The organism is Roseomonas populi (assembly GCF_024594815.1).
GTDB lineage: Bacteria > Pseudomonadota > Alphaproteobacteria > Acetobacterales > Acetobacteraceae > Roseomonas > Roseomonas populi.
This window is the reverse complement of the sequence record NZ_JANJOU010000019.1, coordinates 81,434-99,433: the sequence shown is the minus strand read 5'-3', so window position 1 is coordinate 99,433 and position 18,000 is coordinate 81,434. Positions and strand designations below refer to the sequence as shown.

At 73.0% G+C, this 18,000-nt stretch carries 19 protein-coding genes; 7 read left to right on the top strand and 12 right to left on the bottom strand.

Annotation, left to right across the window (positions count from 1 at the left end; all coding sequences use genetic code 11):
- Positions 1 to 83: 83 nt before the first annotated feature.
- The 5 genes from NRP21_RS19595 to NRP21_RS19575 form a co-directional block, all read right to left on the bottom strand.
- Positions 84 to 416: a hypothetical protein gene (locus NRP21_RS19595; protein ID WP_257717919.1), complete on the bottom strand. Its 333-nt coding sequence runs from the start codon at positions 414 to 416 to the stop codon at positions 84 to 86.
- Positions 417 to 419: 3 nt separating this feature from the next.
- On the bottom strand, positions 420 to 1,091 hold the full coding sequence (locus NRP21_RS19590) for an HAD family hydrolase (protein WP_257717918.1): 672 nt from the start codon (positions 1,089 to 1,091) through the stop codon (positions 420 to 422).
- A 48-nt stretch (positions 1,092 to 1,139) separates the two neighbouring features.
- Entirely contained in the window at positions 1,140 to 1,733 is a 594-nt protein-coding gene (locus NRP21_RS19585) for an HD domain-containing protein (RefSeq protein WP_257717917.1), read from the bottom strand.
- Positions 1,733 to 3,466, bottom strand: a complete 1,734-nt coding sequence (locus NRP21_RS19580; protein ID WP_257717916.1) for a sensor histidine kinase — start codon at positions 3,464 to 3,466, stop codon at positions 1,733 to 1,735. Before NRP21_RS19580 ends, NRP21_RS19585 begins: the two co-directional genes overlap by 1 nt.
- A 74-nt stretch (positions 3,467 to 3,540) precedes the next feature.
- Positions 3,541 to 4,242 (bottom strand): RluA family pseudouridine synthase, encoded by a 702-nt coding sequence (locus tag NRP21_RS19575; RefSeq protein WP_257717915.1) that lies wholly within the window; start codon positions 4,240 to 4,242, stop codon positions 3,541 to 3,543.
- Between NRP21_RS19575 and NRP21_RS19570 the strand changes: the two genes are divergently transcribed.
- The 3 genes from NRP21_RS19570 to NRP21_RS19560 all read left to right on the top strand — a co-directional run bounded on the left by NRP21_RS19570 (position 4,241) and on the right by NRP21_RS19560 (position 6,568).
- Positions 4,241 to 5,233 carry a PfkB family carbohydrate kinase gene (locus NRP21_RS19570; RefSeq protein ID WP_257717914.1) on the top strand — a complete coding sequence of 331 codons (993 nt, stop codon included), beginning with the start codon at positions 4,241 to 4,243 and terminating at the stop codon, positions 5,231 to 5,233. The two genes, NRP21_RS19575 and NRP21_RS19570, sit on opposite strands and share 2 nt — an antisense overlap.
- A 308-nt stretch (positions 5,234 to 5,541) precedes the next feature.
- Entirely contained in the window at positions 5,542 to 6,378 is an 837-nt protein-coding gene (locus NRP21_RS19565) for a sulfurtransferase/chromate resistance protein (protein WP_257717913.1), read from the top strand.
- A gap of 58 nt (positions 6,379 to 6,436) precedes the next feature.
- Positions 6,437 to 6,568 (top strand): hypothetical protein, encoded by a 132-nt coding sequence (locus NRP21_RS19560; RefSeq protein WP_257717912.1) that lies wholly within the window; start codon positions 6,437 to 6,439, stop codon positions 6,566 to 6,568.
- 21 nt (positions 6,569 to 6,589) lie between these two features.
- Here NRP21_RS19560 and NRP21_RS19555 read toward each other — a convergent pair whose 3' ends face one another.
- The 4 genes from NRP21_RS19555 to NRP21_RS19540 all read right to left on the bottom strand — a co-directional run bounded on the left by NRP21_RS19555 (position 6,590) and on the right by NRP21_RS19540 (position 9,970).
- Positions 6,590 to 7,384, bottom strand: coding sequence for a phytanoyl-CoA dioxygenase family protein (locus tag NRP21_RS19555; RefSeq protein ID WP_257717911.1), 795 nt, complete (start codon positions 7,382 to 7,384; stop codon positions 6,590 to 6,592).
- A gap of 105 nt (positions 7,385 to 7,489) precedes the next feature.
- A complete protein-coding gene (locus NRP21_RS19550; RefSeq protein ID WP_257717910.1) occupies positions 7,490 to 8,260 on the bottom strand; it encodes an SPFH domain-containing protein in 771 nt (256 codons plus the stop codon).
- 121 nt (positions 8,261 to 8,381) lie between these two features.
- Complete coding sequence (locus NRP21_RS19545; protein ID WP_257717909.1) at positions 8,382 to 9,245, bottom strand: branched-chain amino acid aminotransferase; 864 nt, start codon at positions 9,243 to 9,245, stop codon at positions 8,382 to 8,384.
- Positions 9,246 to 9,316: 71 nt separating this feature from the next.
- On the bottom strand, positions 9,317 to 9,970 hold the full coding sequence (locus tag NRP21_RS19540; RefSeq protein WP_257717908.1) for a transglycosylase SLT domain-containing protein: 654 nt from the start codon (positions 9,968 to 9,970) through the stop codon (positions 9,317 to 9,319).
- A 244-nt stretch (positions 9,971 to 10,214) separates the two neighbouring features.
- Here NRP21_RS19540 and NRP21_RS19535 point away from each other — a divergent pair, with 244 nt between their 5' ends.
- Positions 10,215 to 11,009 carry a TrmH family RNA methyltransferase gene (locus NRP21_RS19535; RefSeq protein ID WP_257717907.1) on the top strand — a complete coding sequence of 265 codons (795 nt, stop codon included), beginning with the start codon at positions 10,215 to 10,217 and terminating at the stop codon, positions 11,007 to 11,009.
- Between the two features lie 3 nt (positions 11,010 to 11,012).
- Here NRP21_RS19535 and NRP21_RS19530 read toward each other — a convergent pair whose 3' ends face one another.
- On the bottom strand, positions 11,013 to 11,234 hold the full coding sequence (locus NRP21_RS19530) for a DUF1289 domain-containing protein (RefSeq protein ID WP_257717906.1): 222 nt from the start codon (positions 11,232 to 11,234) through the stop codon (positions 11,013 to 11,015).
- A 105-nt stretch (positions 11,235 to 11,339) separates the two neighbouring features.
- Here NRP21_RS19530 and NRP21_RS19525 point away from each other — a divergent pair, with 105 nt between their 5' ends.
- Positions 11,340 to 12,350: a Bug family tripartite tricarboxylate transporter substrate binding protein gene (locus NRP21_RS19525; RefSeq protein ID WP_257717905.1), complete on the top strand. Its 1,011-nt coding sequence runs from the start codon at positions 11,340 to 11,342 to the stop codon at positions 12,348 to 12,350.
- A gap of 40 nt (positions 12,351 to 12,390) precedes the next feature.
- Here the strand turns inward: NRP21_RS19525 and NRP21_RS19520 are convergent, their stop codons facing one another.
- Together NRP21_RS19520 and NRP21_RS19515 are read right to left on the bottom strand one after the other, a co-directional pair.
- Positions 12,391 to 14,394: a methyl-accepting chemotaxis protein gene (locus NRP21_RS19520; protein WP_257717904.1), complete on the bottom strand. Its 2,004-nt coding sequence runs from the start codon at positions 14,392 to 14,394 to the stop codon at positions 12,391 to 12,393.
- 63 nt (positions 14,395 to 14,457) lie between these two features.
- Positions 14,458 to 15,219, bottom strand: coding sequence for an SDR family NAD(P)-dependent oxidoreductase (locus NRP21_RS19515; protein WP_257717903.1), 762 nt, complete (start codon positions 15,217 to 15,219; stop codon positions 14,458 to 14,460).
- 157 nt (positions 15,220 to 15,376) lie between these two features.
- Here NRP21_RS19515 and NRP21_RS19510 point away from each other — a divergent pair, with 157 nt between their 5' ends.
- Together NRP21_RS19510 and NRP21_RS19505 are read left to right on the top strand one after the other, a co-directional pair.
- A complete protein-coding gene (locus tag NRP21_RS19510) occupies positions 15,377 to 16,642 on the top strand; it encodes a flavin monoamine oxidase family protein (protein ID WP_257717963.1) in 1,266 nt (421 codons plus the stop codon).
- A complete protein-coding gene (locus NRP21_RS19505) occupies positions 16,639 to 17,964 on the top strand; it encodes an MlaE family ABC transporter permease (RefSeq protein WP_257717902.1) in 1,326 nt (441 codons plus the stop codon). Before NRP21_RS19510 ends, NRP21_RS19505 begins: the two co-directional genes overlap by 4 nt.
- Positions 17,965 to 18,000 lie beyond the last annotated feature (36 nt).

Here is an 18,000-nt window from a genome sequence, read left to right as displayed (position 1 = left end):
GCCTTCGCGCGGGCGGGGCGTTCGTCGAGTGCCCCACGCCGTGGTGAAGGGTGGAGGCGCCGCAGGCCTGATGCTCTCCCCGCCTAGTCCTCCCACTCCGGGGCAGGCTGGCGGGGCTGCAGGGCCTCCAGGCGACGCTTCAGCAGGGTGATCTGGCGGCGAAGGTCGGCGTTCTCGCGCTGGGACTGGCGCAGGCGGGATTCGGCGGCTTCCAGCAGGTGGGGCGGCGGCGGTTCGGCGCGCAGATCGGCGGGGGCCAGCACCTCCTGCCAGGTGAGGCCCAGGCGCTTCAGCAGGCGATGGGCGGCGAGGGCGGCGGAGGCGCGCTCGCCGATATGCTCCGAACCGAGAAGGGCGAGGACGCGGGCCAGGCGCGCGGCGTCGCCGGGCTGGAGAGGACCTCGGCGCGGTGCCACCGGTTAGCGGCGCCCGGCAAGGGGAGTGTCCCCGTACTGCGCGAGGAGGTCGGAGGGGCCGGCATAGACGGCGATGCAGCCGGCGGCGCGCAGGGGCTCGTCGGCCCAGCCGCCGCTGCGGACGCCGACAGGGCGGAGGCCGGCCTTCACGCTGGCCTCGGCATCGTAAGGGGTGTCGCCGACGGTGACGACCTGCCCGCGGTCATCGGTGCCGCAGAGGGCGAAGGCGGCATCGAAGATGTCGGGGTGGGGCTTGGAGCGCTCGGCATCATCCGAGGAGGTTTCGGCGTCCACGAGGTCCTCGATGCCGGCGATGCGCTTGAAGGTTTGCAACTCCTGCTTCTTCGCGGAGGAGGCGAGGATGATGCACGTGCCGTCCTGCCGGATGCGGCGGAGGAGGTCGGGCACGCAGGAGAAGGGGCGGATGAGCGGGATGTAACGCTCCTTCATGAGGGTGGCGCGGTGCTTCTCCAGGGACTCCTGCTTCTCCTCCAGCTCCTCCGGCGGCAGGAAGACCGGGACGAGCTGGTCGCCGCCCTTGCCGATCTGGTCGCGGACGGTCGTGTAGGGAATGTCGTGGCCGAAGTCCCGGAAAGCGTCCTGCCAAGCGCGGGCGTGGAGGTCGACGGAATCGATCAACGTTCCATCGACGTCGAAGATCACGGCCTGGATCATGCGGAAGCTCCCCTCTGCCGCCGGGTAACGCGGGGCGAGGGCAGCCGTTCAGCCCGGCAGGTGTTCCAGGGCCCGGCGAATGTTGGCACGGGCCGTGCCATCCAGCGCGGCGTGGAACTCGTCCGTGTGAAAGAGGCGCGGCCGGGCGAGCAGGGCGCGGAGGAAGCCGGCGCGGCCGGCGCGGTAGGCATCCCGGCCGTGGACGGGCTCGTACTCGGCGGCGATGCCGCGCTCGTAGGCGTCGTAGCCGGGCGGGTCGGCGCCGAGGACCGCGAGGTCGAGGTCCAGGAAGAGGGCGACCTCGCGGCTCCAGTTCTCCGGCAGGTCGGGCGGGATCTCGTGGGTGGCGGTGAGGCGGATCATCTCCGCCGCGATGCCGATGACCTGGGGGTGGACGAGGCCGGAGAGATCGGCGCGGAGCAGGGCGGCGCTGCGGGCCTCGTTGTCGCGCGCCGCGGGGTCGTACACCGCGTCGTGGTACCAGATGGCAAGCTCTATCGCGGCGGCGTGGGCGAGAGGGCCGGGGAGCGCCGCCATGCCGCGCAGCATGGCGTCCACGTGGGACTGGCCGTGATAGGCGCGGTGCGGCTCCGCCAGGCGGGCGCGCAGGGCGGCGCGACAGGCATCGAGGCGGGAGAACATCAGGCGTCGGCCTTGGTGGCAGCCTTGGCGGAGCGGGGCAGCCAGGAGATGAGGAAGATGGTGCCGGGGCCGGGCTGGCGCTCGATCGTCGCGTCGATGCCGCGCAGCAGGTTGTCCACCACCGTCATGCCGAGGCCGCGGCGGGGTTCGTCGGGCATGCCGTTGCCGTCATCCGCGATGCGGAGGGTGAAGCCGCCCTCGGCAGCGGGGCCCCCGGCCGGGCGTAGCGTGACCCGGACGGTGCCGGGGCCGCGGCCGGTGAAGGCGTATTTCAGCGCGTTCGTCGCCAGCTCGTTCACCACCAGCGCGATCTTCACGGCCACGTCGGCGGGGACCTCCAGGTGGGCGAGATCGGTTTCCACCTGCGCGGCGGCGCCGTCGCCGGCCGGTTCGCGGGCGGCCAGGGCGCGGGCGTAGCGCTCCAGCATGACGTCGAGCGCGACCTGCTGGCCTGGGCCGTCGTGCAGCATTTCGTAGGTCATGCCGATGGCGAGCATGCGGCCCTGGGCGGCGCGGAGGGCCTGCAGCGCGGCGTGGTCCGAGAGTTGGCGCTCCTGCAGGCGCAGGAAGGAGGCGACGAGGGAGAGGTGGTTCTTGATGCGATGATGCGCTTCCCGCAGCAGCAGGTCGCGCAGGCGGATGGCCTCGTCCCGCGTGCTGCGGGTGGCGCCGAGGCGGCGGATGAGGTCGGCGACGTCGGCGCTCGGCTCGCCATGCGGCTTGTCGGGCGGCAGGGCGCCGTCGGGCGCCTCCAGCCGGCGGGTCGCGGCCTCCAGCGGGGCGACGACGAAGCGCTGGACGGACCAGAAAAGTGCGCCGAGGCCGCCCAGCAGCACGAAGGCGAGGAGGAGGGGCGGAAGCGCCACCTCCAGCGGGGCGCCGGCGCGGATCGTGCTCTCGGGGAAGGCCGCGACGAGGTTCAGCTCGTCCGTCGCGCGGGCCTGGATGAAGACCTGGCCGCCCCGGTAGGCGATGCCGGCATTCTCCGGCACGGGGGCGTTGAAGGAGGCCTGGAGAGCGGGCGGGAGGGCCGGCAGCGGGGCGGGCTCTCCGACAAGGCTGACGCTCGCCTCCGCGGAGTCGACGAGCCAGACGCGGAGCCCCTCCCGTACGGGCATGTTGCGGGCGATGTCGTCGCGCAGGCCTTCCACCGACACGGCCCCGACCACCACGGCCTCGTGCCGGCCGTTGTGGCGGATGGGGTGGGCCACGCCGATCACCCGGCCCTCGCCGAAGGAGGAGGTGACGAGGGCGCCGGTGACCGGGCGGCCCGTCAGCTCCGCGGTGCGGGAGACGGCCTGGGTGGTCGGCTGGCCGGTCATGGAGGACAGGGTGGAGCAGAAGACGTTGTGGTTCGCCTGCACCACGAAGATGTGGCGGACCAGGGCCTCCATGGTGATGTGGGCGGCGCGGAGGAGGGTGGCGCAGCCATCCGGCCCGCGGGGGAGGAGATCGGTCACGGCGAGGACGGAGATGCCCTGGCGCGCCTGTTCCAGCGCGCTGCCCACCCGTTCCGCGAGGCGGCGGGTCTCGGTAACGGCCAGTTCCTCGTTCCGGGCGGAGAGGGTCTGGGCCTGCCACCAGGTGAAGGCGCCGGCGCCGAGGAGGATGACGAGGGAGACGGCGCCATAGACGAGGGCCAGGCGCTGGCTGAAGGTCCAGCGCGCGGGGGCGACCTCCGAGGCCCGCACCGTGGCGAGTGGAAGGCTCGCGATATGAGGGCCCTCCGGCATGTCTCTCCACTCCCTGGGAGCCAAGATTTGGCAGGCGCGGGGAGGGGTCGTCAAATGATCGTGACGAAAGGTGCCTATGCGCCGCAGCGGGCGAAGGCCGGGGCCATGGCTGGCGGTACGGGGGCCTCGGCGGCGATCGGGGCGCCGGTTTCCGGGGTTTCCGGCAGGGCTATGGCCCGGGCGAGGAGGTGCAGCCCGGCCGGGTGCGGGCGGGTGCCGTAGAGGGGATCGCCTAGGATGGGGCAGCCCAGCGCGGCGCAGTGGACGCGGAGCTGGTGGGTGCGGCCGGTCTCCGGCCGCAGCTCCAGCCAAGCGAGGTCCCCGGCCGCCTCCCTCGCGGTGCCGAGGACACGCCAGGCGGTGCGGGCGGGCTGGCCGTCCGGGTGGGATTCCATCCGCCAGCCGGCCTGCCGGGTGCTGATCTTCCGCAGGGGGGCGTTGATCACGCCGTCCGACCCCTGGGGGCGGCCGGTGGTGATGGCCCAATAGGTCTTGCGGGCGCGGCGCGCGGCGAAGAGGGCGTTGAGGGCGGCGAGGGCTGGCTTCGTGCGGCCGAGGACAAGGCAGCCGGCCGTGTCCTGGTCCAGCCTGTGGGCGGGCTGGGGCAGGTGGCGCTTGCCGAGCTGGAGGAGGGGGAGCCACTCCGCGAGGCTGGGGGCGCCGGTGCGGCCGGGGTCCAGCGGCAGGCCCGCGGGCTTGTCGATCACCATCAGCTCGGGCCGGATGTGCAGGATTCGCGCGGCGAGCCAGCCGGGCAGGGATGAGGGGTCGCGCATGGGGTCCGGTACTGGCGGGGTGGGGGCCAAGGGGGTGGTGCCGAAGGGGGCGGTGCCGAAGGGGGCAGTGGTGGTCTGCGTGGGGCAGGTGGTGACGGATCATAGCTTCCGCGTGGACGAGATCGAACCTCCGCCCTCCAAGGTGACGGCGCGGGGCTATTCCGTGGGGGTGGGCGGGATGGCGGCCCATGCCGCGATCGCGGTGGCGCGGCTGGGCGGGCGGGCGGTGTTCTGGGGGCGCGTGGGGCGGGACGAGGCCGGGGAGGCGCTGCGGCACGCCCTGCAGGAGGAGGGGGTGGACGCCTCCGGCCTGGTGATGGCCGAGGGGGCGCGGACGCCGCTCTCCGCCGTGATCGTGGACAAGATGGGGGAGCGGAGCATCGTGACCTATCGTGGCGAGAGGCTGCCGGCCGACCCTTCCGGCCTGCCGCTGGACCGGCTGGCGGGGGCGGGGAGCGTGCTATGCGACCCGCGCTGGCCGGAGGCGGCGGAGGCGGTGTTCCGCGCGGCGCGGGAGCGGGGCCTGCCTGCGGTGCTGGACGCGGAGAAGAGCGAGGAGCGGATCCTGCGGCAGCTCGTGCCGCTGGCCGGGCACGCGATCTTCGCGCGCACGGGGCTGACGATCTTCGCGCCGGGAGTGGCGCCGGAGGAGGGGCTTTGGCGTGCGCTGACCTCCGGGCCGCTGGAGATGGCGGCGGTGACGGATGGGGAGAAGGGGGTGCTCTGGCGGGCCCCGGGGATGGACGGAGCCGGCCGGCAGCCGAGCTTCCCGGTGGAGGCGACGAACACGACCGGCGCGGGGGACGTGTTCCACGGGGCCTATGCGCTGGCGCTGGCGGAGGGGCAGGCCGTGGAGGCGGCGCTGCGCTTCGCATCGGCCGCGGGGGCGCTGCGGGCGCGGGACGGTAGGACGCCGGGGCGGGAGATGGTGGAGGAGATGGTTGCGGGAGGTGGGGACGTGCCCTCCGTGCGGGCGCGGCGGAAGGGGTAGAGGTAGGAACGGGCCGGGGTGTTCGCTGCGCGACCATCGCGGCCAGCAGCGTGGTCCGCGCGCCATCCCAGAGTCGGATGTTCAGCATTGCCCGCGACAGCCGGTTTGGCTTCGGGTGGTCGCTTGGCCCGCACCGTCCTGACAGCGAATAACTGCCGGACAGGCGGGCTCACGATTGTCCCTCAAGACGGCTTGACGCCAACCATTGCGTGAGACCACCGTTCTAAGAAGGGGATCCGCGATCACCCCGTGAGGCTTCGGCTGAAGTATCGCGTCCGCCATCCCACACCGAAGGGAGAGGACGCGCCATGCCTGCGCCCGACACCATCACCGCCGTTCAGCTTTCCCGCCTCATAGGCCTGCCCGACGCGCCGGTTCTCCTGGATGTCCGCACCGGGCAGGACTTCGCGGCCGACCCGAGGCTCATCCCGACATCTGTCCTGCGCTATTCCGCTGCCGTACCGCAGTGGGCCGCGGAGTTCACCGGGCGCTCCGTCGTTGTCATCTGCCAGCGCGGCTTGAAGATCAGCCATGGCGTTGCTGCCTGGCTTCGGCACGCTGGTGTCAGGGCCGAGGTGCTGGAGGGCGGCTTCGAGGGCTGGGTCGCGGGGAACGGACTCCTGCTCCGGCCTGAACGACTGCCGGAGCCAGATCCGCAGGGCCGCACGGTCTGGATTACACGGTCCAGGCCAAAGGTTGACCGTATCGCCTGTGCCTGGCTCATCCGCCGCTTCGTTGATCCGAACGCCGTGTTCCTGTTTGTCGCTCCGTCCGAAGTTCTGGCGGTCGCTGAACGCTTCGGCGCAACCCCGTTCGACGTCGAAGACGTGTTCTGGAGCCACCGCGGAGAAGGCTGCACCTTCGACACCATGGTCGAGGAGTTCGGCTTGAGGTCCGAGGCCCTTTCCCGGCTGGCCCTCGTCGTCCGTGGCGCCGATACCGACCGGCACGATCTCACGCCGCAGTCGGCGGGCCTGCTGGCCGCCTCGCTCGGCCTCTCCCGCATGTACCGGGATGACCTGGCCCAGCTCGACGCCGCCATGGCTCTGTACGACGCCTTCTTTCGCTGGAGCCGCGACGCGGTCGCCGAAACGCACAACTGGCCCGCGGCCACCCCGAACGCGCAGGCGAAGACGATGGCCTGAGCGAGGTTGCGCTCGGGGCTGCCGCCATCCCGTCCGGCACACCCGCAAGAAGCGAGACATGCCGGTCATCCTTCGGAGAAGCGCGATGCCGCTGATGCGCCGCGCGGTGCGGCGGCGGTTGTCGGCGCACGGGATTATCCCGCTGGAGATGCGGGGGCGGCTGGCCCTGTCCTCCGACCGGCGGGGATAGGGCGGTTCGGCGGGGCGCGCCCTAAACCTTGAACCTGTAGTCGCGGCCGGGAATGCGCTCCACGTCCGGCGGGAAGCTGGCGTGCTTGTCGGCGTAGTACCGGGCGCGGTGGTCGCCGTCGGAGGCGAGGTTGTAGGTGATGTAGAGGATGCGGCGCGCCTCCTCGGTCATGTTCGGGTCGGAGGCGTGGGGGACGTAGCTGTCAAAGAACAGGGCGTCGCCGGGCTGCGTGGGGAGGGAGGTGAGGGCGAAGCCGGCCATCTGCTCCGGGGTGAGGGGCTTCCACTCGTCGCCGATCAGGCCGGCGAAGCGGGGGACGTTGGCCATCTTCAGGCAACCGTTCTGTTCCGTCGCGCGGTCGATGCAGACAAGGGCGGTGATGAAGAGCGGGGCGTAGGCGGACCAGCCGGCCTGCTGGTCCTGGTGGGGCTCGAAGCCGGCGCCGCCCGGCATCTTGAAGTTGATCTTCTCCTTGAAGAGCACGACGGGGCCGCCCATCAGCTGGGCGCAGGCGGACTCCAGCTTGCCGCCGCCGCGGACCAGGCGGTCGAAGCCCGCGTGGAAGGGGCAGAAGTTCTCGATGCGCTGGATGACGGGGGCGGCGCCGGGGATGAGGCTGGGCTCGTGATAGACCCAGTGCCGGCCGGGGACCTCCGGGGCGGCGGTCAGCTCGTCGGTCCAGCGGGAGATCTCGGCCGTCTCCTCCGGCGAGAAAAGGCCGCGGGCGGCGAGCCAGCCGGTGCGGGCGTAGTGTGCGACGCCGGTGGCGGGGAGGGGGCCTTGCATGGCCTGGAAGGTGGCGAGAGCCTGGCTCATCACGTCTTTTTACCGGGGCGGCGGCGCGGCGCGTAGTACGGGTGTGCCTGAATGATCCGCGTGGTGCCGGGCCGGTGCCGGGAGCGGCTTCGGTTCGCCCCGGCCCTAGGGCTCGGGGCGGCCAGGACGCTCGGGGATGATGCCGCGGCCGTCCCAGCGACGGATCCGCTCCATCTCCAGGGCGTTGTCGGCGCCATTCGCCATGGCGGGGGAGGCGGCGATGGAGGCGGCGCGGGCGCGGCCCAGCTCCCGCTCGCTCACCACCGCGCGCCATGTCTCGCCGGGCTCAATGCGGGTGAGGGCAAAATCGGCGACGTCCACGCGCAGGAGGGCGCGGGCGCGAGCCTTGAGGTCGTCCGTCAACTCGCGCCCGATGGCGGAGGCGTTGTGGATGATCTCGTCCATGGTGTGGCGGCCCGCGACGGTCTGGGCGGAGGCGGCCATGAGGGCGGGCATCGCGTCCGCCCCGGCGCGGATATGGGCATAACGCCAGCGCAGGTCGTCCTCGGTGCCCTCCTTCCAGAAGGCGGTGCCGAAGAAGGTCAGGGCGTGGCCTTCCGCGCTGAGGGCGCCCATGCCGCGGTCCGGTGCGGAGCGGTCCGAGCTGAGGAGCGCCATGTCGTAGGACGTGACGCTCTGGCTGAAGGGGTTGAGCAGGCTCCACTGGCCGGGGCCGAGGACGCGCGTGACCTCCCCGCCGCGGCCGATGAGGATCATCTGGGCGGGGCCGGGGGCGACCGTGACCTGGCGGTAGATCATCCAGGCTAGGAAGAGGAGCAGGAGGACGCCGAACCCGACCAGGGCGGCGCGGGGGCGGGCGGCTTCCGCCCTGGCCCTGTCTGCGGTGGAGCTGGAAAGGCTGTCGTCCCTCGGCATGGGTGTTCCGGCGATCTCCTTCGCCGGACCCGGGGAGGGCCGGCGGATGATCCGTGAACGATGACGGGGGCGTTCGGTTCCGCGGGGCAGAAGTTTGTACCTCGCCCTGCGGATCCGGAAGTCAGACCGCCTTTGGAAGGATGCGGGCGGTCTCGGCGAACTCGAAGTAGAGGCGGCGGGCCTCCGCGGCGACGGGGCCGGGCTGCATGTCGTGGGTGCCGTAGCGGGTGCAGGGCTGGACCTTGCCGAAGTTGCCGGTGGCGAAGATCTCGTCCGCGTCCTCCAGCATGGCTGGCGTGACGATGTCCTCTCGCACCTCGCGGCCGGCGCGGCGCAGCAGCTCGATGATGCGGGCGCGGGTGATGCCGGCGAGGAAGGTGCCGTTGGGCTTCGGCGTGATTACCACGCCGTTCTTCACCATCATCAGGTTGGCGGCGGAGAACTCGGCGACGTTGCCGTCCGGGTCCAGCATCACGGCCCACTCGTAGCCGTGCTCGCGCGCCCAGGCGGCCGCGCGGGCGCCGTTGGGGTAGAGGGCGCTGGCCTTGGCGTCGGTCGGCGCCTGGTCCGGGGCGGGGCGGCGGAAGGGGGCCGTGATGGCCGAGAAACCCGTTGGGGCCGGCATGGGGGAATCGTAGATGGAGAGGATGAACTCCGTGCTGTCCGGATCGGGCTGGGAGGCGCCGAGGCCGCGCCGAACGAAGAACATCGGGCGGATGTAGAGCTCCGCCTCCGGGCCCATGCGGCGCACGCCCTCGCGGCAGAGTGTCTCGATCTCCTCGGCCGTCATGGTGGGGTTCATCCGCATGTTGAGGGCGGACTGGACGCAGCGGCGGCAGTGCAGGTCCAGGTCCGGCACGGTGCCGCGGATGGCGCGGGCGCCGTCGAAGATCACAGAGCCCAGCCAGAAGGCGTGGTCCATGGGGCCGAGGATCTTGGGCTCCTCGGTGGACCAGTTGCCGAGGTGCCAGAAGACGCCGGCCATGTTTCTCTCCCCCATGCGTGAAAGGGCGCGGAAACTGGCATGGCGGGGGTGGGCGGGGAAGGGGTGGGGCCTCAGCGGCAGTAGGGCTGGGCGGCGGTCCACTGCGCCATTTCCGCCTTCCGGTCGGCGCGGCGGAACGGGCTCCAGTAGGCGGCCATGCCCTTCCAGGGGCTGGAGTCGGAGGCGATCATCCCGTCCCGCGTGACGAGGCGGTTCACGATGCGGGCGGCGCAGGAGAGGTTCACCGCGGGGTCGTGCAGCGTCCGGTCGTCCCCGATCTCGCAGCCGTAGCCGTTGGCGCTCTCCCGCGAGATCTGCAGGAGGCCGCGGCTGATGACGGGGCGGCCCTGGGCGTCCGGAAAGCTTTCCTGGAAGCTCACGCTCGGGTCGTAATTGCTCTCGTAGCCGGCCAGGACGGAGAGCAGGCCCACCCAGAAGGCGGCGCGGCCGTTCCTGTCCGCCGCCGCGTAGCGAGGGCAGTAGGCGGCGATGTCGCGGGGCGTGAAGGCGAGGAGCGGCTGGGCGTGGGCTTCCAACCCCGCCAGGGCGAGGCGGCTCCACTCCCGGCCATTCGGGCGGGAGTCCCAGCGGGCGGGGGAGGGGCCGGAGGGCGCCGGCGCGGCGGCCAGGGCTGGGGGTGGCGCGGCCGGGGCAGGTGCGGGATCCGGCCGGCAGCCCGCCGCGGCGAGCAGCAGCAGGGCGAGGGGCAGGCGGCGCGCGTCCATGGTCTCTCCTCGGCCCGGCAGGGCGGCAGGAAGGCGGGCGAGGGCGGCCCAGGGCTGGGTAGCCGGGGGTGTCGTACCTGTCCCCCAGCCCCTACGCCCCGGAAGGCCCGGCACGCCGGGGTGCCAGTGGCGGAACGCTAGTTGTTGTTTCGGGGTCGGTTCAAATTAAGCCTTCTCCGGGTGCGGGACGGTTGACGCGGCCCCGGTGCGGGTGTGGATGCGGCCGATGGAGCGCGACCGACCGATGAGCAGGCCAGGCCCGCAAGGGGCCCTGGGCCGTCCCGAGGGGCCGAGGCCGCCCCGCCCGCCGGAGCCGGACCGGATCTGCGGGCTGGCGGCCGTCTCGGCCGTCTTCTCCCGGCGGCCGCGGGAGGTGCTGCGGCTGTTCCACCTGCCCAGCCGCCGGCGGGAGGCGAACCCGTTCTGCGCGGTGCTGGCCGAGGCGCGGAAGCCCTATCGCGAGGTGGGTGAGGAGGAGCTGGCGCGGGTGGCGGGCACGGTCCATCACGGGGGGATCGTGGCCGTGGTGGCGCGGCGGCGCGTGGCGCCCGTGGCGCTGCCCCTGCCGCCGGCGCTGCGGGCGGCGCCGGTTCTGCCGGTGCTGGACGGGGTATCCAACCCGCACAACCTGGGGGCCGTCGCGCGGTCCGCGGCCTTCTTCGGGTGCATCGGGATGGTGCTGTCGGGCGATCCCAGGCAGGCCGGGCTCTCGGACGCGGCGTGGCGGACGAGCGAGGGCGGGCTGGAGGTGCTGAGCCTGTGGACCGCGCCGGACCTGGTGAGCACCCTGCCGCAACTGGGTGTGCTGACGGTGGCGGCGGTGGCGTCCGGCGGGGTGGCGCCCGAGGCGGTGCTGGCGCGGCGGCAGCCGGGGGGCTGCGTGGCGCTGGTGCTGGGGAACGAGGAGCAAGGCGTGAGCCCGGCCACGGCAGCGGCCTGCGACATGCAGGTGACGCTGCCGGGATCGGGGCGGGTGGAGAGCCTCAACGTCTCCGTGGCGGCGGCGGTGCTGATCCACGCGCTCTCGGCGCGGCGGTAGGGACTACTTCTTCGCTGTCTTGCCGGTGCGGTGGCCGGCGGCCGCCATGGCGTCCAGCCGGGCGGGGAGGTTGGCGTGGATGGCGCCGCGGTACTCCGGGGCCCGCTTCCAGGCCTTCTTCTCGCGCTTGGTCATCCCGCAGCCGAGGCACCACTCCGTGTCCTCGTCGTACTCGCAGACCTTGATGCAGGGGCGCTCCTCGGGGGGCGCGATGGGATCGGGCATGGCCCTTTTCTTGGGTCTGCCGGGTGGTTGAACAAGGTTCCGGGCTTGCCCCGCGGGGCTTGCGGGGCGACATGACGGCCGCTTCACGACTCCGGAGAGAGTTTTATGCACCCAACTCGACGCGCCCTGCTGGGCGCCGCGGCCGCCGCGCCGCTCGGCCTGCCTATCCTGGCCCCTACCGCCCGCGCCCAGGGCACGAACTGGCCGAACCGGCCGCCGCGCATCGTGGTGCCCTACGCCCCCGGCGGCGCGGTGGACCTGACTGGGCGCCTGCTGGCGGAGCGGCTGCAGGGCATCCTCGGGCAGAACGTGGTGGTGGACAACCGCGGCGGCGCGGGCGGCAACATCGGCGCGGACTTCGTCGCGAGGAGCGAGAAGGACGGCTACACGATCCTGCTCACCTCCGTCTCCATCATGGCGGCGAACAAGTACCTCTACCGCCGGTCCATGCCGCTGGAGCCGCTGCGCGACCTGGCACCCGTGACGCGGGTGACGACGGGCACGGTGCTGCTGATCGTGAACTCCAACCGGCCCTGGAAGACCTTCGGGGAGCTGATCGCGGCGGCGAAGAAGGACCCGGGCAAGCTGACCATGGGCTCCTCCGGCACGGGAACGGTGAGCCACATCACCATCTCCACCGTGGCCAAGGCGGCGGGGGTGGAGATCACCCATGTGCCGTACCGTGGCGGCGGCCCTGCCTTCGCCGACCTGCTGGCGGGCAACATCGACATGATGTTCGACGTGATCCCGGCGGCGATGCCGAACGTGCGCGAGGGCAAGTTCCGCCCGCTGGCGGTGGGGAGCGCGGAGCGCATCACCTACGTGCCGGAGCTGCGCGACGTTCCCAGCATGAAGGAGCTGCTGCCCGGCTCCAACATCGACATGCAGAGCTGGTATGGGGTGAACCTGCCGGCCGGCACGCCGAGGCCGATCGTGGACAAGCTGCACGACGCGCTGCTGAAGGTGGTGAAGGGCGAGGACTTTAAGTCCCGGATGGAGCCGCAGGGCTTCACCCCGGCCTGGGACGAGACGCCGGAGGCCTATGGCGAGTACCTGAAGCAGCAGGACTTGCTGTGGAAGCGGCTGGTCGAGGAGTCCGGCGCCTCGCTGGACTGATGGAGACGGGGCCCGCGCCGTGGCGCGGGCCCTATCCCGTTCAGGCCGCGCGCTGGCCGGAGAGGTCGGCGCCGAGGCGGTCGAGGATGCGGCTCACCCGCTGCATCGTGCCGGGGTCCTGGCGGAAGGCGATGGCAAGCAGCCCTTCGCGCGTGGAGACCACGCGCGCATGGGCCGGTCCCTCCGCGCCGGGCAGGTCCAGCAGGACTTCCGCGCCCACCTCGCAGGGCCAGTTGCAGGGCAGGGCCGCGCCACCTAGGGAGATGTCGCGCAGCACCGTCTCGAAGGTGCCGTGCGTCGCGCAGCGCAGGCGCACGGGAAGGTCCCGGCCGCTGATCCTCTCGTAGCGGCGGCGCTCGCCGTTCCTCTCGCTGCTGCGCATGGCGGCGAGGAAGTGGTCCACCTCGTCCCGCAGGCTGCGGGAGAGGCCGGAGACCTCGCCGGACGTGTCCAGCACGGCCTGGCTGGCGGCGCCGGAGCGCTCCGCCATCGCGGTGACGTCGCGCATGGCGTTGGTGGCGTTATCCGTGCTGCGGGCGACGTGCTGCACCTGGGAGGCGATCTCCCGCGTGGCGGCACCCTGCTGGTCCACGGCCTCCGCGATGGCGGCGGCCACGTCGCTCACGCGGTCGATCGCGCCGGCGACGCCGCGCACGGCCCGCACCGCTTCCCCGGACGCTGCCTGGATGGCGGAGATCTGGCTGCCGATGCGGTCGGTGGCCTGGGCGGTCTGGGCGGCGAGCGTCTTCACCTCCGAGGCGACGACGGCGAAGCCGCGCCCGGCCTCTCCGGCGCGGGCGGCCTCGATCGTCGCGTTCAGGGCCAGCAGGTTGGTCTGGCCGGCGATGTCGCTGATCAGGCGCACCACGTCGCCGATCTGTTCGGCGGCGGCGCTCAGCCCCTGCACGGTGGTGTCGGTGCTGCGGGCCTGCTCCACGGCGTCTCGCGCGGCGGCGGCGGCCTCGGTCACCTGGCGGGCGATCTCCCCCACGCTCGCGCTCATCTCCTCGGTCGCGGCGGCGACCTGGGCGAGACTCTGGGATGAGGTCTCGGCCTCGGCGGCGGTGGAGGCCATGTCGCGGCGGGTCTGGCCGGCGGCCTCCGCCATCTCGCCCGCCGTGCCGCGCATCGTCTCGGCCGTCCGGCCAAGGGAGGTGAGCACGCCGGAGACGGAGGTGCCGAAATCCTGGGTGAGGCGGTCCATCGCCTCCTGCCGGCGGTCCTTTGCCGCGCGTTCTCCGTTCACCTGCGCCTCCAGAGTGCGGGCGCGCAGGGCGGATTCGCGCAGGGTTTCCACCGCGCGGCCGATCTCGCCGAGCTGGTCCGTGCGGTCCGCGCAGGGAGCGGGGCGGTCCAGCTCGCCCCCGGCGATGGCGCGCACGGCAGTAGCGAGGTTGCTGAGCGGGCGCATGGTGGAGCGCAGGATGAACCAGCGCGCCGCGCCGACGACGAGGATGACGAGGAGCCCGGCTATCGCGCTCTCGGTGATCAGGCGGCTCACCACGGCCTCGGCGGCGGCGGTGGGGAAGGCGACGGCGAGGACGCCGATCGTGCGGCCATCGGCGTCCCGGATGGGGTCCTGCACGGTGGCGTGGCGGGCACCGGCGATGGTGGCCGTGCCGCGCAGCGTCTCGCCGCGCCCGAGGACGGCTTGGCGCGCGGCGTCGTCCAGCACAGCCGGGGCGGGGGTGCCGGAGGCGACGGGCCCCTCGCCGGCATAGAGGGTAACGGTGGCGCCGGCGATGGCGGTCACGCGGCGCAGCAACTCCTCATGCGCTGCGACGGGTTTGCCGCCGAGGGTCAGCGCGCCGTTGGACATGCGCCAGCCCGTGCCGAGAGTGCCCAGCTCCTCCTTCGCGAGGGCGAGGTTCGTCTCGAGGCTTCGCTGCACGCCCTCCTCCACGCTGCCGGCGACGCCGCGGATCGTCCATGCCTGGACGGCGGCGACGGCGAGGGCAACGGCGAGGAGGGAGGCGACGAGCAGGCGGTTGACGATGCCGACCTGGCCGATCCGCTTGCGGATCGACCGGAGCGCTTGAGGCATGGCGGGTCCATTCAGGTAAGGGGAAGGCCGCCATGCTCGCCTGCAAAGGTGAAGAAGGGGTTGTCAGGGGCCCAGGAGCTGGCCGCCGTCCACGACGAGGCTCTGGCCGGTGATCCAGCTGGCGCGGGGGGAAGCGAGGAAGAGGACGGCCTCGGCCACCTCCTCCGGGCGGCCCATGCGGCCGAAGGGGATCTGCGCCAGCGTGCCCTGGTAGAGGGCGGGGTCCTCCGTGCGCCGGCGCTCCCAGGTGCCGCCGGGGAACTCGATGGAGCCGGGGGAGACGGCGTTCGCGCGGATGCCCTTCCCCGCGAGGATGCGGGCCTGGCTGGTGGTGTACTGGATCACCGCCGCCTTCACCGCGGCGTAGGGCGGGTTCCGCTTCGTCGCGCGCAGGGCGGAGATGGAGGCGATGTTGACGATGGCGCCCGCGCCCGACTTCTCCAGCCAGGGAAGGGCGGCGTGGCTGGCGCGGACCACGGCCATGATATCCACGGAGAGCGAGGCGGCCCAGCTCTCCTCGTCGTCCGCGCGGCCGAAGCCGGAGGCGTTGTTGACGAGGATGTCGATGCCGCCCAGCGCGTCGGCGGCCTGTGGGACGAAGGCGGCGATGGAGGCGGCGTCGGACAGGTCGCAGGGGGCGGCGAAGGCTTGCGCGCCGGTGGCCTCGATCTCGGCGCGGGTCTCCTCCAGCGCGGCGGCACCGCGGGCGCAGAGGGCGACGGCGGCGCCGGCCTGGGCGAAGGCGAGGGCGATGGAGCGGCCGATGCCGCGGCTGCCGCCCATGACGAGGGCGCGGCGGCCCTCCAGTTCGCGGGGAAGGTTCATGGTCGTCAGACTCGCTGTGGGTGGGGGATGATGGGGCGCGCGGCCCGGCTCTCCTACCCGGGCAAGTGGTTCACGAAGCCGATGGGGCACGGGTTTGGGGCTGGCCGCGCGGGGCGGGGCGGGGGAAACCCTGGCCGGTTGTGGCCGCTTGGGAGTGATGGTGTCGGGGGATTGTGACCTTCTCGTCGTCGGTGCGGGCGCGGCCGGGATCTCCGCGGCGCGCCAGGCGATGTCGTTTGGGCTGACCGTGCGAGTGCTGGAAGCGCGCGGGCGCGTGGGTGGGCGGGCGCTGACGGATCCCGCCGTGCCGATGGACCTGGGGGCGACCTGGCTGCATGCGGCGCAGTCCAACCCGCTGGTACCGCTGGCCGAGGCGCGAGGGCTGGCGCTGTTCGACCATGATTCCGTGCGGTCCTCCCGCGTGTGGATGGGGGATCGCTGGGCGTCGGACGCGGACATGGAAGGGTACGACCGGGCCGAGAGGGAGTGGCACGCGGCGGTAATGCTCGCAGCGGCGCGGGGCGGGGTGCGGAGCCTCGGTGACGCGGCGCCGCGCGGCGGGTTCTGGGACGCGACGCTGACGCATTGGGAAGGGCCGGTGATCTCGGCGGCCGAGGCGCAGGACATCGACCTGGACGACTATCTGGCGACGCTGCTGAACGGGACGAACCTTCTGCCGCGGGACGGGTGCGGGCATCTGCTCTCCGTGCTGGCGAAGGGGCTTCCGATCACCCTGGGTGCGCCGGTGGAGCGCCTGTGCTGGGGTGGGCGGCGCGTGCGGGCGGAAGGGGCGTTCGGGGCGGTGGAGGCGCGGGCAGCGGTGGTCACGGTCTCCACGGGGGTGCTGGCATCGGGGGCGATCCGGTTCGACCCGGCCTTGCCGGTAGAGAGCGCGCAGGCGGTGCATGACCTGCCAATGGGGTTGCTCAGCAAGGTGGGGCTGCGCGCGGCCGGCGATGACAGGCTGGACCTGCCCTCCTTCGGCGGGATCGAGCGGCGGCTGGAGCCGGGGGAGCGGGCAATGACCTTTGTCGCCTGGCCCTTCGGGCGGGACCACCTGGAAGGATTCGCGGGCGGGGCGCTCGCCTGGGAACTGGCGCGGGAAGGGGAGGGGGCGATCGTCGATCTCGCCTTCTCGGAACTGCGGGGGATGTACGGCGCGCGAGTGGACCGGGCCCTGCGGCGGGAGGGGGCGGTTGCGTCCTCCTGGGGGACGGACCCTTGGTCGCGCGGGGCCTATGCGGCGCTGCGGCCGGGGCGGGGTGGGGCGCGTGCGGCGCTCTCGGCCCCGATCGGGGAAGGGCGGCTGATGCTGGCGGGCGAGGCCTGCCACGAGAGCCTAGCCGGGACGCTGGCGGGCGCCTGGCAGAGCGGCGCGCGCGCGGCGCGCGAGGCCGCGGCGGCGCTGGGGCTGGCGGCGTGAGGGACGGGGAGCGGCAGGTGCCGGATCCGGCGATCCCGGTGGGCGAGGGCGCGGGGAACCGGCGCGAGGCGCGGGCGGAGGGGGCGCGCGAGCGGTCCCCGGAGCCCGGCAGCCCGGCGCTGCCTTCCGCGGAGGATATGGGGCCAGGGCGGCCGCCGGACCGGGCGCCGGCGCCGGGTGGTGCCGTGGCGGGATCGGATGCGGAAGCGGGGCCGGGGCCCGGGGCGGACGGGCCACCGCCGAAAGTGGAGCGGGACGGGGAGGCGCTGCGCTTCTCCGGCCATTTGACGAGCATGTCGGCCGGGCATGTCTGGCGACACGCGGTAGAGGCGGCGAAGGGCGCGGGGCGGATCGACCTCTCCGCGCTGGAGACGCTGGACACGAGTGGGGCGGCGCTGGTGCTGGCGGCCCAGGCGGCGGCAGGCGGGGAGGTGCCGGTCGAGGGTGCCTCCGAGCCCGTGGCGGCGGTGCTGGAGCGGGCGCGGGGTGCGGCGGGGAAGCCGCCGGCGCAGCAGGCGCCGAAGAAGCGGCTGGGGCCCATCCGGCGGCTCGGCGCCTGGGGCGTGGGGCGGGTGAGGAATGCCGGGGACGGCGCGGAGTTCCTCGGCGAGTCCGCGGCCACGGTGGTGAACGCGGCCCGGCGGCCGCGCGACCTGCGGGCGGCGGACGTGCTGCGCCATCTGGACGAGGTGGGGACGCGTGCCTTCGGGCTGGTGCTGCTGCTGGGCGTGCTGATCGGCGTGATCCTGGCCTTCCAGTCCGCGGTGCCGATGCGGCAGTACGGGGCGGATATCTTCGTGCCACGGCTGGTCGGCATCTCCCTGCTGCGGGAGCTGGGGCCGTTGCTGGCGGGGGTGATCCTGGCGGGGCGCACGGGATCGGCCTTCGCGGCCGAGCTGGGTACGATGACCGTGAACGAGGAGATCAGCGCGCTGCGGATCATGGGGATCGACCCCATGGTGCTGCTGGTGCTGCCGCGGCTGGTGGCGGCGACGATCGCGCTGCCGGTTCTGGCGCTGCTGATGGACCTCTCGGGGCTGGTGGGGATGGGCTTCGTGATGGTGGCGCGGGGTTTCCCGGTCTCTGTCGTGATCAACCAGCTTCATGCCGGGGTGCAGCTCTGGGACCTGTTGCAGGGGCTGGGGAAGGCCGCGGTCTTCGGGCTGGTGATCGCGGGGATCGGCTGCCGGGCGGGGCTGCAGGCGGGCAGCGGGCCGCGCGCGGTGGGTGATGCCGCGACGGCGGCCGTGGTGGGCGGGATCGTGGCGCTGGTGGTGCTGGACGGGATCTTCGCCGTGATGTTCTTCCGGCTGGGCTGGTGATGGCGGCTACGTCGGAACACAGGGCGGTAATCCGGG